This is a genomic window from Actinoplanes sp. NPDC004185 (genome assembly GCF_053603475.1).
Genome location: NZ_JBSGFR010000037.1, coordinates 52,528 through 68,342, shown reverse-complemented (window position 1 = coordinate 68,342; position 15,815 = coordinate 52,528). Strand labels below are relative to the sequence as shown.

Genomic DNA, 15,815 nt, shown 5'->3' with positions numbered 1-15,815 from the left:
ACACCGCGCGCACACGGCGCTCACACGCGCTGATTTGGGGACTTCCCGGTGCTCGCGCGAAGATCAGGTGATGGACGAGGGCGGGGGGCTTCGCGTCGCGCTGCTCGGCGCCTTCCGGCTGGTCCGCGGTGACGCCGCGCTGCCGGTCGCGGGGGCGCGGCTGCAAGCTCTGGTGGCCCGGCTGGCGCTCGCCGGCGGGCGACCGGTCGAGCCCCGCGTCCTGGTCGACGCGATCTGGGCCGAGGACCCACCGGCCGGCGCCGCGCACGCCCTGCAGGCCCTGGTCTCGCGGTTGCGCCGGATCGTCGGCGCGGCCGGCGACCTCGCGCAGGTCGCGGGCGGCTACCGGCTGGCCGTGGACCCGGCCGACGTCGACGCGCTGCGGTTCGAGCAGCTCGCCGCCGCGGGCCGTGACCGCCTGCGCGCCGGCGACCCGCACGCCGCGGCGGCCGTGCTCGGCGAGGCCGTGGCGCTGTGGGGCGACCGTCCCGGCGCCGAGCCGGCCGCTGTCGCCGCGGCAGTCCCCGCAGCGGCGACCCGGCTGGCCCACATCTCGGTCGAGGCCCTCGCCGACCTGGCCGAGGCGGAGCTGACGCTGGGCCGGGCCGATGTGGCCGCCACCCGGCTGACCGCGCTGCTGGCCGAGCAACCGGTCGACGAGCGGGCGGCCGCGCTGCTCATGGACGCGCTCGCCGCGCAGGGCCGGCAGGGCGACGCCCTCGCCCGGTACGAGCAGACCCGGCAGGCTCTGGCCCGGACCCTGGGCGCCGACCCGGGCACCGCCCTGCACGAACGCCACCTGCGCCTGCTGCGGGCCGAGCCACCCGTCCCGGCCCCCGCCCCGGGCCGGCCCCGGCCGGGCAACCTGCCCGCGCCGCTGACCAGCTTCATCGGCCGCGACGAGGACCTCACCCGGATCGGCACGCTGCTCGCCGCCGGGCGGCTGGTCACCGTGCTCGGGCCGGGCGGCGCCGGCAAGACCCGCCTCGCCGTCGAGGCCGCCCGCCGGCACCAGTCCGGCTTCCGCGACGGTGCCTGGCTCATCGACCTCGCCTCGGTCACCGAACCGGCCAAGGTCGGTGCCGCCGTGCTGGCCGGGGCCGGGCTGCGCGGCGGTGCGATGTTCGAGGGCCGTGCCCGGATCGAGGGCGACGAGCTGGAGGTGCTGGCCGAGCAGCTCGGCGGCCGGGAGAGCCTGCTGCTGGTCGACAACTGCGAGCACCTCGTCGACGCCGTCGCACACCTGCTCGCGGCGCTGCTGGCCCGCTGCGCCGGGCTGCGGGTGCTGGCCACCAGCCGGGAACCCCTCGCGATCGACGGCGAGACTCTGGTGCCGCTCGGCCCGCTCACCCTGCCCGCGGCGGACGACGGCGTCGAGGCGGCACGGCAGGCGGCGGCGGTGCGCCTGTTCACCGAGCGGGCCACGGCCGTCCGCCCCGGCTTCGGCGTCGACGAGACCACGCTGGCCGAGGTCGTGCAGCTGGTCCGCGGCCTGGACGGGATGCCGCTGGCCCTGGAACTGGCGGCGGCCCGGCTACGGACGTTGTCACTGCCCCAGCTGACCGCCGGGCTCACCGACCGCTTCCGGCTGCTGTCCACCGGGAGCCGGTCCGCGCTCCCCCGGCACCGCACGCTGCGCGCGGTCATCGCCTGGAGCTGGGAGCTGCTCAGCGAAGCCGAACGCACCGTCGCCGAACGCGTCTCGATCCTGCCCGGCGGGGTCACGCCGGCCTCGGCCGCCGCGGTCTGCGCCGGCACCGCGGTGCCCGCCGCCGAGCTTCCCGAGCTGCTGGCGGGCCTGGTCGACCGTTCACTGCTGCAGCTCGCGCCCGAGCCCGGCCGCTATCGCATGCTGGAGACGCTGCGCGAGTACGGCATCGACCGCCTGGCCGCGACGGGCGAGCTCGGCACCGCCCGCGACCTGGCCGCCGACCACTTCGCCGCGCTGCTGGCCCGGTCCGATCCGCAGCTGCGCGGGCCCGGCCAGCCGGCCGCCCTGCGGCTCATCAGCGCCGAGTACGACAACACCCTGGCCGCCCTGAGCCGGCGCTGCGACATCGGCGACAGCCTGGGCGCGGTGACTCTGGCTCTGCACCTGACCTGGTACTGGCACATGCTGGGCCGGCGCCCCGACGCCGCCCACTGGCTGGGTGAGGCCTTGGCGGTGCCCGGTGGCGTCCCCACGCCGGAACGCGACTGCGCCCAGGCGATCCACCTGTTCAACCGGCTCGACACGCAGCCGGGGACGACAGCCGGGGACACCGCCGTACAGCTGCGCGGGCCGGCCGGCCGGCTGCTCGCGTACCCGGAACTGCCCGGACCGGCCGGCGCGCTGGCCGCCCTCGCCCTCGCCTTCCTGCGGGAGGAGCAGGCCGCGCTGGCGCTCATCGAGCGCCTGGCGGCCGGCGACGACGGGTGGCTGTCCGGGCTGGCCCGGATGTTCCGGGCCGAGTTCGCCGAGAACGCGGGCCGGCTCGACGAGGTGCGCACCGACATCACCGCGGCCCTGGCCTGCTTCCGGCAGGCCGGCGACCGCTGGGGGCAGGCGGCCGTGCTGCCGATGCGCGCCCAGCTGCGCCAGTACGACGACGACCTCGACGGCGCGCTGGCCGACCTGCGTGAGGCCCGGTCACTGGCCGGCGAGTTCGGCTCGCTCGGCCTCGGCGACGAGGTGTTCCTCGACCTGCGCTGGATCGACCTGCACCTGCGCCGTGGCGACACCGGCCCGGCGCTCGCGACGATCGGCTCGGCCCGGGAGCGCGCTGTCCGCGCCCGGGCACCGGAGCTGCTGTTCCTGGTCGACGCGTGGGAGGCCGACTTCCGGCTGCGGCTCGGTGACCCGGACCGGGCGCGGGAGCTGCTCGACGCGGCCGACGGGGGTCTGCGCGACGACTCCCCGTTCCCCGGTGACCACGCACGCACGATGGTCGGCAGCGTGCGCGCCGGGCTGCTGCTGGCCGGCGACCGGGCCGGCGCGGAACGGGCGCTGGCCCAGGCGTACGCGGCCGCGCGGCGAACCGGCGACCTGCCGATCCTGGCCCAGGTCACGGTGCACACCGCCGCGCTGGCCGAGGCGTACGGGCACCTTCACGAGTCGGCTGTCCTGCTCGGCGCCGCTTCCCGGTTGCGCGGCGCGCACGACCGCACCGATCGGCGGGTTCGCGCGCTGACCAGCCGGGGCCGGGCCGCGCTGGGCGACGACGACTTCGCGGCGGCGTACGAGAAGGGCTGGCAGCTGGACGCACAGACGGCCGTGACCATCGTCGACCCGGGCCGGCTCGGCCGGTGACCGGCCTCAGGCGGGTGCGGTCCAGTCCGGCGGCTCGGCCGGCTGCAGCTTCGGGTCGTCGACGGCGAAGGTCCGCACGGGTCCCGGCGGCGTGGTGGGACCCTCGAAGCGGACGGTGACCCGGCCCAGCCCGCTGCCCCAGACCCAGCCCGGTCCGTGCTCGTCGTGCCGGACGTCCTGGCCCGGCCGCCACTGCGCCGACACCGGCTCGGCGGGCACGGGCGGCTCCACCTCCGGCGGTGCCTCGGCGGCCACGTCGACGTCGGGCCCCGCGGGTGCGGACGAGCTGAACAGGTCGTCCTGCGCGAAGTCGGTCAGCGTGGTCACCCCGACCCCGAGGAGCCGGATGCCGGCCGCGGTGTCGACGTCGGCCAGCAGCCGCCGGGCCAGCTCGGCGACCAGCCGGGGGTCGTCGGTGGGCTGGTCGCGGGTCAGCGACCGGGTGATCGTGGTGAAGTCGTGGTGGCGGATCTTGACGGTGACGGTCCGCCCGGAGACCCCGCCGGCCCGCAACCGGCCACCGACCCGGGCGGCGAGCAGGTCCAGCTCCCGGACCAGCCGGGCCCGGTCGGCCACGTCGACGTCGAAGGTCTCCTCGGCGGACACCGACTTCACCTCCCGTTCGGTCACCACGGCGCGGTCGTCGTCGGCGCGGGCCAGCCGGTACAGCCCGGCGCCGTGGGCCTGTCCGAACCACTCGATCAGGTCGGGCAGGGCCACCGCGGCGAGCTGGCCGACGGTGTGGACCTGGGCGCGGCGCAGTCGTTCCTGGGTCGTGGGCCCGACGCCCGGCAGCCGCCCGACCGGCAAGGGGTGCAGCACCGCGCGTTCCTCACCGGCCGCGACGACCAGCAGCCCGTCGGGTTTGCGCAGGTCGGAGCCGATCTTGGCGAGGAGTTTGGAGGAGGCGGCCCCGACCGAGCCGGTGATCCCGCCGGTCGCCTCGGCGACCGCGGTCTTGAGCCGCCGCGCGATCGCGGTGACCCCGGCGGTGGACAGGTCGTGGTCACCGGCGGCGAGATCGACGTACGCCTCGTCGATGGAGACCTGCTCCACCACGGGCGACACCTCGGCCAGCAACGCCATGAACACCTCGCTGGTCCGGCGGTACGCGCCGAAGCGGGGCGCGAGGAACGCCGTACCGGGCGGGCACCGCCGCCGGGCCTCCGCGGTGGGCATCGCCGAACGGGCGCCGTACACGCGGGCCTCGTAGGAGGCGGTCGCGACCACCCCGCGGCCGGCGACACCACCGACGATGACCGGCCGGCCCCGCAGGGACACCTTGTCGCGCTGCTCGACCGCGGCGAACATCGCGTCGAGATCCACATGCAGAATGCTCGGCTCGCGTCTCACCCTCCCAGTGTCGACCGGTCCGGGGTCAGGCGAAGTCGGCGGGCTTGAACTTCCCCTTCGCCAGGTGGTCCTCGATCTGCTCGAGGCTGCGCCCGGTCAGCTCGGGCATCTTGCGGTACAGGAAGAGGAAGGCGATGACGTTGAACGCCGCGTACATCCAGAAGGTCTGTCCCGTGCCGATCGCCTTCATCGTGCTGAGCAGGGTCAGAGTGATCAGCACGTTGGTGCCCCACAGCGACGCGGACTGGGCCGCGGCCCCCGCCGCCCGGGTGGCCAGCGGATAGATCTCCGACCCGGTCAGCCAGCCCATGAGCTGGATGCCACCGGCGGTGAAGGCCATGAAGGCGATCAGCGTCGCGACGATCCACGGGATCATCGACTTGCCGTCGTTGCCGGAGACGAAGAACCAGCCGAGCACGACGAGCGCGGCCGCGGAGCAGGGCAGGGTCAGCAGGGTCAGCCGCCGCCGGCCGACCCGGTCGATGATGACCAGCCCGACGAGCTGGGCGATCAGGTACGTCAGTCCCAGCGCGACGGAGACCCGCAGCGCCGTGGAGTCGGAGAAGCCGTTGTCGGTGAGGATCGTGGGCGTGTAGTAGACGATCATCTCGATGCCGGACAGCTGGGTGAAGATCGCCAGCCCGCAGCCGACCACGAGCGCCGGCCGCACCCACGCCGCCCGGAGCCCGGCCCAGCCGCGGGTGCTGGCCTGCTTCTCGGCCCGTACGTTGTCCTTGATCTCCTGGATCTCCTCGGACAGGTCGGCGTCGGGGTGCCGGACCCGCGTGAGGGCCTCCCGCGCCCGGTCGAGGTGGCCTTCGCGGGCGAGCCAGCGCGGGCTCTCCGGCAGCCGCAGCATGAGGGCGAACATGATCGCGGCGGGCACGGCGGCCATGCCGATCGCGACGCGCCAGTCGATGACCCGCGTCGCGCCGACGACGGTGGCGATGACGATGCCGACGCCGATCGCGATCTGGAAGAACAGCACCAGCCGGCCCCGGTAGGCGGTCGGCGCGAGCTCGGCGACGTACACCGGGGCGGTCTGCGTGGCGCCGCCGACGGCGAAACCCAGCACCAGACGGCTCAGCGACAGCGTCACCGGATCGGGTGACAGCGACGCGGCGAGCGACCCGACGACGAAGACGATGCCGATGAGCAGCAGCGTGCCGTGCCGGCCCCGGCGTTCGGCCAGCCGGCTGCAGGTCAGCGCGCCGATGACGGCGCCGACCAGGATCGACGCGGCGATCACCTGCTCCCACAGGTGGCCGATGCCGAAGTCCTCGCCGATCTGCAGCAGGGCGCCGGAGATGATGCCGGTGTCGTAGCCGTAGAGCAGCCCCGAGACGGCGGAGACGAGTGCGACCACGACCACCGACCCCGTGAGCCGGTCCGCGCGCCTCGGCGGCGACAGCTGCGTCCCCGGCCCGTTCTGATCGGTCTGGCTCATCTGGGCCCTCCGGGTGCAGTCATGATTCGCCTGTGGCCCGGCAGTGCCCCGGGGAAACCGGAACTAACATGATCGATGCGAGGAGGAGACTCGGCATGCGGGTACTGATCGTGACGGCCGGATCGCGCGGCGATGTCGCGCCCTTCACCGGTCTCGGCGTACGGCTGCGGCAGGCCGGCCACCAGGTGGCGCTGGCCGCTCACGACCGGTTCGCCGGCCTTGTCCGCGAGAGCGGGCTGGAGCACCGGTCCCTGCCCGGCGATCCGGTCGAGCTCGTCCGCGCCCGCACGGCCGCTCCTTCCCCCGAGGCCGCACAATCGGTCTTCGCCGCGTTCCTCGACGAGCTGGGCGAGGGCGTCCTGTCCGCCGCGGGTGCCGGCACCGACGTGCTGCTGACGGCTTTCGGGCCGGCCCCGCTGAGCCGGCTGGTCGCCGCGGGCCTCGGCATTCCGAGCGCGGGCGTCTATCTCGCGCCCGGCGTCCCCACCGGGGAGTTCCCGCCGCCGGGCGGGCCGGCCGCCGGCGACCGCACGGCCGCTGACAACGTCGCCGCGGGCCGGGAGGTGCTCGCCCGGACGGAGACGCTCTATGCCGACGTCCTGCGGCGGCTGCGGGCGCGGCTCGATCTCCCCGCCGTCGCCGGGGCAGGCCCACCGGACGACTGGCCGATCTTCCACGGCTTCAGTCCGGCGGTGGTCCCCCGGCCGGCCGACTGGCCGGCCGCGGTGCAGGTGACCGGATACTGGTGGCCGGCCCGCGCCGGACAGTGGCAGCCCTCGGACCTGCTGACCAGCTTCCTCGAGGCCGGTCCCCCGCCGGTGTTCGTGGGATTCGGCAGCATGACTCCGGACCACGAGCGCCTGCACGACATCGTCGCGGCCGCCGTCGGACGGGCCGGCGTGCGCGCTGTCGTCCAGTCCGGCTGGGCCGGACTCGGGCCCGCCGGAGACGACATTCTGGTGGTCGACGACCTGCCCCACGACTGGCTGTTCCCGCGTACGGCGGCCGTGGTCCACCACGCCGGAGCGGGCACCACCGCGGCCGGGCTGCGGGCCGGAGTGCCGGCGGTCCCGGTGCCCATCCTGGTCGACCAGCCCTTCTGGGCGGACAGGTTGCACCGCCTCGGGGTCGCGCCGCAGCCGCTGCCGCTGGGAGAGCTGACCGCCGGGACCCTGGCCGACGCGCTGCGATCCTGTCTGGCCCGCCCGGCCTACCGTGAACGCGCCACCGAGCTCGCCCGCCGAATCCGCGCCGAGGACGGCGCCGCTGCCGTGATCTCGTTCGTCACGCGGCTCGAAGCCCAGCATGAGTCGCATTCATGACCGACCGTGCGGACCCCCGATGTGCGTAATCGACGTCACGGAGGGTAGAAAGTCGTCATGGACCCGATGCGGCTGCCGTTCGCTCACCGCACCGACTACGCGGCTCTGCGGCAGTACGCCCGGAGGGTCCTCGGCCAGTGGCAGACGCCCGAGCTGGTCGACGACACCCTGCTGGTGATCACCGAGCTGGTCGAGAACGTCGTGCAGCACACCGGCGACGGCGGCGAGCTGCTGCTGCACCGGCGCGCCGACGCCGTCCGGATCGAGGTCAGCGACACCAGCTCCGAGCTGCCGCGCGCCTACGGGCCGGATCCTCGCCGCATCGGCGGACGGGGGTTGCTGCTGGTCGGCGCGCTGGCGCGGGCCTGGGGAGCCCGTCCCAGCGGCGACGGCAAGGTCGTCTGGGCCGAGGTGCCGCTGACCGACCAGACCGGCACCGCCGCCGCGACCCGCTGACGGCCTCAGGGGCAGCGGCGGACGACCAGCACGGCGATGTCGTCGGTGGGTCGTTCGGTGCCGGTGCTCGCCATGATCGCGTCGCAGACCGCCTCGGCCGGGTCCGGCCGGATCGCGTCGACCAGTCGCTTGATCCCCACGTCGATGATCTCCCCGCGGTGCTCGACCAGCCCGTCGGTGTAGCTGACCAGGACCGCGCCGGGTGGGAAGTCGATGATCGTGGTGGTGCGGACCCGGGCCGGGCGGCCGATGCCCAGCGGCGGGCCGACAGGTATGTACGGCACGCCCGCCGGTTGGCCCGGGACGGCCAGGATCGGTGACAGGTGCCCGGCCAGGGAGATGTGCACGGCGGTGCGGTCGGGGCTGACCATCGCGTACAGCGCGGTGGTGAGGTTCCCGGTCTCGAAGTGATGAACTTTGCGGTCCAGCAACGTGAGAACCTCGGCCGGATCGTCGGAGATCAGGGCGTACGCGCGCAGGGCACTGCGGACCCGGCCCATCACGACGGCCGAGGCCAGGCCGTGCCCGGACACGTCCCCGATGACCACGCCCAGCCAGCCGGACGGGAGCGCGAAGACGTCGTACCAGTCCCCGCCGATGCCGAAGTCGTGGCCCGGCACGTAGCGGGCGGCCAGGTCCACGCCCGCCGAGCCCGGCAGGAGGGTGGGCAGCAGACTGCGTTGCAGAGCCAGCGCGGCCGCCTGGTCGAGCTTGTTGGACCGGATCTGCCCGGCCCGGCTGGCGCGGTCCGCGACGAGTTGCAACAGGTGCACGTCGTCGGTGGTGAACACCCGCGGGGTGAGGCTGCCGATGTGCAGGACGCCGACCACCTCGTCACCGGCGAGGATCGGGACACCCAGCAGCGATCTGACGCCCTTGTCGAGCAGGATCGGATTCACCACGTCGTCGGGGGTGACGTCGTCGATGGCGACCGGCTGCCGGGTGTGCGCGACCCGACCGGCGAAACCGCGGCCGATCGCCACCCGGAAACCCTGCTCCACCTCCTCCTCGAGGCCCTTCGCGGCGGTTGCGACAAGCTGCCGGGAGTGGGCGTCCACCAGCAGGATGACCGCGGTGTCGACGCCGAGCAGATCCCGGACGCGGTCGAGGAGCTCGTCGAGCAGGTCGGCGGCGGGCATCCTGGACAGGGCCATGTCGGTGACGGCCTCGAGCCGGCGCAACCGCTCGGTGTCCTTGATGTTCTCGGCCTCCACCACACGAGCAGCCTAGAGCCCCGCGGTGGCGGGCTCACAGGCCAGGCAGGCCCAGCGATATCGTTCTGCCGTGGAAACGAGCGCAGCGACCCCTGGCATCGACCCGACCAAGGCGCATCCCGCCCGGCGCTACAACTACTGGCTCGGCGGCAAGGACAACTTCGCCGCCGACCGGGCCTCCGGTGACGAACTCGAACGACTGTTCCCGAAGGTACGCCTCGGTGCGCTGGCCAACCGGGCGCTGCTGCAGCGGGCCACCCGGTTCCTCGCCGCGGAGGCCGGGATCCGGCAGTTCCTCGACATCGGCACCGGCCTGCCGACCGCGGACAACACCCACCAGGTGGCCCAGCGGCACGCCCCCGACAGCCGGATCGTCTACGTCGACAACGACCCGCTGGTCATGGTGCACGCCCGGGCCCTGCTCGACAGCAGCCCCGAGGGCCGCACCGCCTACATCGAGGCCGACCTCAACGACCCGGACGCGATCCTCGGCGACCGGGTCCTGCACGAGACGCTCGACCTGACGCAGCCGGTCGGCCTGATGCTGATCGCCGTCCTGCACTTCGTCCACGGCCACGGCGCGGCCCGCCCGATCGTGCGCCGGCTGATCGACGCGCTGCCGCCGGGCAGCTACCTGGTCGCCACGCACGCCACCTCCGACTTCGGCACCCCGGACCAGCAGGCGCTCTATCAGCAGCTGGTCGAGCAGGGCAAGTCCGATGTCTGGACCCGGAGCCGGGCCGAATTCACCGAGCTCTTCGCGGGACTGGAGCTGGTCGAGCCGGGCGTGGTGCCGGCCAGCGAGTGGCGGCCGGAGCCCGGCGCGCACATCCCCGCGACCTCCGACGTCAACCTCTGGGCCGCGGTGGGCCGCAAGGGCTGACAGCGCCGCCTCAGGCCTGGCCACCCGGGGTGACCAGGCCGGTCTCGTAGCCGAAGACCACGGCCTGGACGCGGTCGCGCAGACCCAGCTTCTGCAGGATCCGGCTCACGTGGGTCTTGGTGGTCTGCTCGGCGATGAACAGCGACGCGGCGATCTCGGCGTTCGACCGGCCCAGCGCCAGCAGGCGCAGGACCTCCCGTTCCCGGTCGGTGAGGCCGTTGAGCGCCGTGGCGCCGGCCGGGCGCCGCGGCCGGGCCGCGACGAAGTTCTCGATGAGCCGGCGGGTGATGCTCGGCGCCAGCAACGCCTCGCCGCCGGCCACCACGCGGACCGCCCGCAGCAGGTCCTCGGGCTCGCTGTCCTTGAGCAGGAAACCGCTGGCGCCGGCCTGCAACGCGGCATAGATGTAGTCGTCGAGGTCGAACGTCGTCAGCATCAGCACCCGCGGCGTGTGCCCCTCGACGCGGTCCGGACCGAGCAGCTCCTGGGTCGCGGCCAGTCCATCCAGCACCGGCATCCGGACGTCCATCAGCACGACGTCCGGGCGCAGGCTGCGGGAGCGCTGCACCCCGAGCCGGCCGTTCTCCGCCTCGCCGACGACCGTGATGTCGTCCTGCGACTCCAGGATCGCGCGGATGCCGACCCGGATCATCGACTGGTCGTCCACGATCAGCGTGCGGATCACTCGTCGCCCCCGATCGGCAGCTTCGCCTCGACCCGGTAGCCGCCCTCGGCGCGCGGGCCGGCGGTCAGGGAGCCGCCGACGAGCCGGACCCGCTCGCGCATCCCGGGCAGCCCGTGACTGGCCCGGCCGGGCCCCTCCATGGGCTGCGCCGGCTGCGCCGCCGCGTCGTTCACCACCGTGAGCACAAGATCAGGACCTTCGACGTCGAGACAGATCGTGGTACGGGCACCGGGCGCGTGCCGGATGACGTTGCTCAGCGACTCCTGGATGATCCGGTAGGCCGCGAGGGCGACGCTCTCCGGGAGGGCTGCCTCTCCTACCGTCGCGGCCTCGCGCAGCTCGACCGGCACGCCCGCGCGACCGGCCGACTCGATCAGCTCGGGCAGCCGGCCCAGCCCGGGCACCGGCGTGAGCTCGGGGTCGGCGCTCTCGTCGCGCAGCACAGCCAGCAGCTGGCGCATCTCACGCATGGTCGACCGGGCGCCGGCGGCGATCCGGGCGAACTCCGCTCTGCTCTCCGGATCCAGGTCCTTGATCCGGTACGACGCCGAGGTGGCCTGCATGTGGATCACCGACATGCTGTGCGCGACGACGTCGTGCAGCTCGCGGGCGATCCGGGTGCGTTCCTCGGCGACCGCCCGCTGGCTCTGCTCGACCTCGACGTCGTGCCGGGCGTCGGCCAGCTCCCGGCGGACCTCCTGCCAGCCCCGGATCATCAGCACGGTGCCGAGGGCGAGGGTCGACAGGATCGGGTAGAGGATCATCATCGTCAGCCCGTCCGTGAGGGTCCGGCCCCGAGGATCGAGCAGCGCCACCACGGTGAGCAGCAGCACGCTGCCCGACCAGGTCACCAGCGCCGTCCGCCGGCCGGCCCAGGCGGCGACCAGCGCGATGTGCGCCACCAGGGTGAACAGGCCGGTCACGGTGAGCGGCCAGGTCGACCCGGAGTCGGGCGGGATGGCCACCGCGAACACCGCGACGGCCGCGAACTGCAGCACGGTCGCCGTCCGGGGCCGCACCAGGACCAGCACCAGCGCGGCGCTCTGCGCGATGCCCGCCACGAACGCGATCAGCGGGAACACGTCGAACTGCGTGACTGCCAGCGTCACGTTGAGCGGCAGCAGCGTGAACGCGAGGAAGCCGGCGATCAGCCACGGCAGCAGCCACTTCAGCACCGGGCGGTTGCGCCGGCCCAGGCCCGCCACGGAATCGGCCGCCGGCCCGCCGACCTTGGCCAGGACGGGGCGGACAGCGCCGAGTGCGCGCAGGATCGCCCGCACCCCTCGCGGCAGACGCGAGAGCACCGGCCGGCGCACCGCCGAGCCGTGCTCCTGCTCCGTCTCCGCACGCGCCATCACGCAGCGACCCTACCGAGATCGGTCACGTGCGGCGTCCAACCGCAGAGGTATCCGACCCCCTACCCGCGGGTGACCCCCGCCGGTACCGGGGATCGACGCCCGCCGCGGTACCCCGCGCTCACGCTTCGGCCCATGGATCTGATGAGTCTGGTCGGCCCGGTGATGACGTCTCCGCTGCTCTACCCGCTGCTCGCGGGCCTGAGCAGCCTGGACGGCGTGGTGCCGATGATCCCCTCCGAGGCGGCGGTGCTGGCGTCCGGCGTCTTCGCCCACGCGGGCACGCCGAGCCTGGTGCTGGTCGTGCTGGCCACCGCCCTGGGCGTCTTCATCGGCGACCACCTCGCGTACGGGCTCAGCCGCAGCGTCCTCGGCCCCCGGCTGATCAACCGCTCCCGGCACGTCAGCCGAGCCGTCGCCGCGACGGGCCGGCAGCTGGACCGGCGTCCCGGCCTGCTGATCGTGATGTCACGGTTCCTGCCGGGCGGCCGGGTGACGATGAACCTGGCCTGTGGCACGGCCCGGCTGCCGCTGTCCAGGTTCAGCCCCGCTTCGGCGATCGCGGCGCTGGCCTGGGCGGCGTACACGGCGGGGCTGGGCTTCGTGGGAGGCGCGGCGTTCGTCGAGAACCCGCTGCTGGGTCTCGGCGTGGGCCTGGGGCTGTCGTTCGCCTTCGGCGGCCTCATCGAGCTGGTCCGCCGCCGGATCAGCCACCGCAAGCCACAACCCCGCAACCACGTCGAGAGTCTCCCGGCCCACGCCGGGTGAGGCAGCACGGGGCGCTGTCCAAAGCGGACAGCGCCCGCGCGGCGCAGCTCTCAATCGAGAATCACCCGTACGGCGTCGGCGACGGTCGCGTGGTCCTTCTTGAGGATCGCCCCGTGGTTGCTGGTGACCTTCGCCGCCACCCGGATGTGCGGGTTGCGCGCGGTCACCGCGTCCAGACTCGCGCGGATCTTCTCCTGCTCGTCGCCGCGGCTGCCGAAGGACGTCCCCGACGCGACCACGTAGCGCACCGGGACGGTGATGCCGTCCAGCACCGGGCCCAGCTCCCGCTCGCGGGACAGCCGGCCGAGCTCGATGTTGCTGTCCGCCTGCTGGCCGGCGTTCATCCTCGGGGCCAGGCCGGTCGGGCGGAGCAGCGGCAGGAACCAGCTCATCCGCCGGAACAGCTTGCGGATCCTCACCTCCATGGCCTCGTCGAGCCAGTCGTGCGGGAACGCGCCGTCGACCAGAACCGCGCCGACCGCGCGCTCGGGGTTCCGGTGAGCCCAGTGCGCCGCGACGACCGCCCCGTAGGACCAGCCCACCAGCAGCGCCCGGTCCACGCCGCGGGCCGCGAGGACCGCGTCGACGTCCCGGACGGCCGCCTCGAACGAATAATCCGCCGACCGCTTCGACCTGCCGCGGGCGCGCTCGTCGTAGGTGATGTGCCGGAGGCCCGGCCCGAGTTCCGCGATGACGTGGCGCCAGTATCCCTGGGTGGCGAACTGGCCGTTGAGATAGACGACGGGGATGCCGGGACCGCCGGTGTCGGTGACGGCCAGGGCGGTGTCCTCGACCGGGACCATGCCGGTCCAGCTGGTCTGGTCACTCATGGTCGACTCCATCAGAGGCTCCGGGCGGCGATGTCGCCGTGCGAAGTGGTCGCGCGGATGTCGAGCTCCGCGGTGCCGTCGTTCTTGAGGGTGTTGCTGATCCGGCCGTGGCCGGTGCCGGCGTCCAGGACCGCCGAGACACCGGCGGCGGCGGCGACCGAGATGTCGCCGGACTGGGTACGCAGAACGACCGTGCCGCGTACCGCCTCCGCGATCCGGATGTCGCCCCGGGTGGTGCTGATCTCCGCCGGGCCGTTGAGCCGGCCCACCTCGACGTCGCCGTCGACCGCGGTCAGGCGGACGCTCCCCGCCTCGTCGATCTTGATCTGGCGGTACGCGCCCTCGACAGTGATGTCACCGAGCCGGCCGACACCCCGCAGCTCGGCGGCGGCGGCCCTGGCCTCGATCCGTGAGCCGGCGGGCAGTTGGACGGTGACCTCCACGGAGCCGGCCGAGCCGAGGAGCGGGCTCTTGGGCGCGGCGACCTGGATCCGCAGCACGCCGTCGGCGTAGGAGACGGTGGTCTGCTCCGCGGTCCGGAGGTCACGGCTCTTGGCGCGATCGGCCGGCAGCACCTCGACGACGGTGTCGGCGCGGTCGGCGGCGATGACCTGGATGCGTCCGGCGGGGATGTCGAGGACGGCGGCGATGGGGGCGGGGGTGTCGAACTTCGGCATCGAATTCTCCCGTGCTCGTTCGTTGTTTCCGACATGAGAAACGCTACGTTGCCTTTCCAGTTCCGGCAACATCTTCGTTGCATCACGTGAGCGTAACTGCAGCTCAAAGACCCTAAGTCATTGCAATGGTCCTGCCACGCAACGCAACGACGATTCACTGATCATTGCAATGGCGTGTAAGTGAACGCTATGGTGGCGGCTTCGGAACAGCCACGGACCGAGGAGATCGCGATGCCGGGAGGCAGGCTCACCCAGCAGGAACGCCAGCAGATCGCGCTGGGACTGGCCGACAGCCTCCCCTACGCCGAGATCGCCCGGCGCCTCGACCGCCCGACGTCGACGATCACGCGGGAGGTGATGCGCAACGGCGGCCCCACCGGATACCGGGCCGACCTGGCCCACCGCGCCACCGAACGCCGCGCCCACCGGCGCCGGCCCACCACCCCCCGAGGCGCGGAGCCGGCCCCCCAGGCCCACGGACGCGACGCCGAGGCCGTGGCCGAGTACGAGGAGACACTCACCACCGTCCTCATGGCCTCCGGCCTGAGCAAGATGGGGGCCCGCGTGCTGACCTGCCTGTTCACCACGGACGCGGGCAGCCTCACCGCCGCCGAGCTGGCCCGGCGCATCCAGGTCAGCCCGGCGTCCATCTCCAAGGCGATCGCCTTCCTGGAGAGCCAGAGCCTGATCCGCCGGGAGCGCGACGACCGCCGCCGCGACCGCTACATCGTCGACGACGAGCTCTTCTACCAGGCCACGATCGCCAGCGCCCGGGCCAATGACCAGCTCGTCGAGACCGCGCGCCGGGGCGTCGCCCTCCTCGGCCCGCACACCGCCGCCGCCACCCGCCTGGAGAACGTCGCCCGCTTCCTCGACTTCATCAGCGAGAGCATCGTGCGCGCCGCCGAGCAGGCCCGCGAGGTCCTGCACACCTCGGCGGCCAGTTCGAGCATTGACAGTTAGACTTCAAACAGTTAGCTTTCTAATCATGCAAGCACCGAAGCTCACCACCAGCCTGGAACTGATCCGCTGGATCGGCTGGGCCCAGCGCAAGGCCGGCGAGGACTGGATCCGGGCCCGCGAGCTCAGCCACGAGCAGGCCTTCGTGCTGGGCTACCTGGTGCAGAACCCCGGGGCCATCCAGCGCGACATCGCCCAGGTGAGCCGCACGACCCCGGCCAGCGTGTCGAGCCTGCTGCAGGGACTCGAGCGCAGCGGCCTGGTGGAGCGGCGCACCGAGCCCGGCAACGAGCGCAGCAAACGGGTCTACGCGACGCCGGCCGGCGCCGAGCTCATCGCCGGCTTCGACACCGCCATGGCCGCCGCCGACGAGACCATCCTCGCCCCGCTCGACGAGGCCGAACGGGCCACCCTGCACGCACTGCTCACGAAGATCACCGCGGAACTGCCGCAGCCCACGCGCTCGTAACGGCGGATGCGCGGCTCCGGCCGCGCTGGCGACCACTTCCTCACCGCACCGGCGGGCGCCGACGCGTAGCTGAAAGCTGCCTCGTCACCACCTCCTTCACCCTGCCC

14 protein-coding genes are annotated in these 15,815 nt (G+C 73.5%); 7 read left to right on the top strand and 7 right to left on the bottom strand.

The window, feature by feature from the left end:
* The first annotated feature begins 70 nt into the window (after nucleotides 1–70).
* Nucleotides 71–3,289 (top strand): BTAD domain-containing putative transcriptional regulator, encoded by a 3,219-nt coding sequence (locus tag ACWEOZ_RS31770; protein WP_451914349.1) that lies wholly within the window; start codon nucleotides 71–73, stop codon nucleotides 3,287–3,289.
* 6 nt (nucleotides 3,290–3,295) lie between these two features.
* Here the strand turns inward: ACWEOZ_RS31770 and ACWEOZ_RS31765 are convergent, their stop codons facing one another.
* Nucleotides 3,296–4,642, bottom strand: a complete 1,347-nt coding sequence (locus tag ACWEOZ_RS31765; protein ID WP_451914348.1) for a DNA polymerase IV — start codon at nucleotides 4,640–4,642, stop codon at nucleotides 3,296–3,298.
* Nucleotides 4,643–4,667: 25 nt separating this feature from the next.
* Nucleotides 4,668–6,089, bottom strand: coding sequence for a sugar porter family MFS transporter (locus ACWEOZ_RS31760; protein ID WP_451914347.1), 1,422 nt, complete (start codon nucleotides 6,087–6,089; stop codon nucleotides 4,668–4,670).
* Between the two features lie 95 nt (nucleotides 6,090–6,184).
* Between ACWEOZ_RS31760 and ACWEOZ_RS31755 the strand changes: the two genes are divergently transcribed.
* Together ACWEOZ_RS31755 and ACWEOZ_RS31750 are read left to right on the top strand one after the other, a co-directional pair.
* The gene (locus tag ACWEOZ_RS31755) at nucleotides 6,185–7,411 is read left to right on the top strand and encodes a glycosyltransferase (RefSeq protein ID WP_451914346.1); all 1,227 of its coding nucleotides are present in this window, start codon (nucleotides 6,185–6,187) and stop codon (nucleotides 7,409–7,411) included.
* A 57-nt stretch (nucleotides 7,412–7,468) separates the two neighbouring features.
* Complete coding sequence (locus ACWEOZ_RS31750) at nucleotides 7,469–7,867, top strand: ATP-binding protein (RefSeq protein ID WP_451914345.1); 399 nt, start codon at nucleotides 7,469–7,471, stop codon at nucleotides 7,865–7,867.
* Nucleotides 7,868–7,872: 5 nt separating this feature from the next.
* Here ACWEOZ_RS31750 and ACWEOZ_RS31745 read toward each other — a convergent pair whose 3' ends face one another.
* Nucleotides 7,873–9,084 carry a PP2C family protein-serine/threonine phosphatase gene (locus ACWEOZ_RS31745; RefSeq protein ID WP_451914344.1) on the bottom strand — a complete coding sequence of 404 codons (1,212 nt, stop codon included), beginning with the start codon at nucleotides 9,082–9,084 and terminating at the stop codon, nucleotides 7,873–7,875.
* Between the two features lie 67 nt (nucleotides 9,085–9,151).
* On the opposite strand from ACWEOZ_RS31745, the gene ACWEOZ_RS31740 reads away from it, so the two are divergent.
* Nucleotides 9,152–9,964 (top strand): SAM-dependent methyltransferase, encoded by an 813-nt coding sequence (locus ACWEOZ_RS31740; RefSeq protein WP_451914343.1) that lies wholly within the window; start codon nucleotides 9,152–9,154, stop codon nucleotides 9,962–9,964.
* A gap of 10 nt (nucleotides 9,965–9,974) precedes the next feature.
* Here the strand turns inward: ACWEOZ_RS31740 and ACWEOZ_RS31735 are convergent, their stop codons facing one another.
* The gene (locus tag ACWEOZ_RS31735; RefSeq protein WP_451914342.1) at nucleotides 9,975–10,649 is read right to left on the bottom strand and encodes a response regulator; all 675 of its coding nucleotides are present in this window, start codon (nucleotides 10,647–10,649) and stop codon (nucleotides 9,975–9,977) included.
* On the bottom strand, nucleotides 10,646–12,004 hold the full coding sequence (locus ACWEOZ_RS31730; protein WP_451914368.1) for a sensor histidine kinase: 1,359 nt from the start codon (nucleotides 12,002–12,004) through the stop codon (nucleotides 10,646–10,648). Before ACWEOZ_RS31730 ends, ACWEOZ_RS31735 begins: the two co-directional genes overlap by 4 nt.
* A 135-nt stretch (nucleotides 12,005–12,139) precedes the next feature.
* Between ACWEOZ_RS31730 and ACWEOZ_RS31725 the strand changes: the two genes are divergently transcribed.
* The gene (locus tag ACWEOZ_RS31725; RefSeq protein ID WP_451914341.1) at nucleotides 12,140–12,772 is read left to right on the top strand and encodes a DedA family protein; all 633 of its coding nucleotides are present in this window, start codon (nucleotides 12,140–12,142) and stop codon (nucleotides 12,770–12,772) included.
* Between the two features lie 50 nt (nucleotides 12,773–12,822).
* On the opposite strand, the gene ACWEOZ_RS31720 is transcribed toward ACWEOZ_RS31725, so the two are convergent.
* Together ACWEOZ_RS31720 and ACWEOZ_RS31715 are read right to left on the bottom strand one after the other, a co-directional pair.
* Complete coding sequence (locus ACWEOZ_RS31720; protein ID WP_451914340.1) at nucleotides 12,823–13,602, bottom strand: alpha/beta fold hydrolase; 780 nt, start codon at nucleotides 13,600–13,602, stop codon at nucleotides 12,823–12,825.
* 11 nt (nucleotides 13,603–13,613) lie between these two features.
* Entirely contained in the window at nucleotides 13,614–14,279 is a 666-nt protein-coding gene (locus tag ACWEOZ_RS31715) for a DUF4097 family beta strand repeat-containing protein (protein ID WP_451914339.1), read from the bottom strand.
* Between the two features lie 231 nt (nucleotides 14,280–14,510).
* On the opposite strand from ACWEOZ_RS31715, the gene ACWEOZ_RS31710 reads away from it, so the two are divergent.
* Both ACWEOZ_RS31710 and ACWEOZ_RS31705 read left to right on the top strand, forming a co-directional pair.
* Nucleotides 14,511–15,242, top strand: a complete 732-nt coding sequence (locus tag ACWEOZ_RS31710; RefSeq protein WP_451914338.1) for a helix-turn-helix domain-containing protein — start codon at nucleotides 14,511–14,513, stop codon at nucleotides 15,240–15,242.
* Between the two features lie 25 nt (nucleotides 15,243–15,267).
* Nucleotides 15,268–15,708: a MarR family winged helix-turn-helix transcriptional regulator gene (locus tag ACWEOZ_RS31705; RefSeq protein ID WP_451914337.1), complete on the top strand. Its 441-nt coding sequence runs from the start codon at nucleotides 15,268–15,270 to the stop codon at nucleotides 15,706–15,708.
* Nucleotides 15,709–15,815 lie beyond the last annotated feature (107 nt).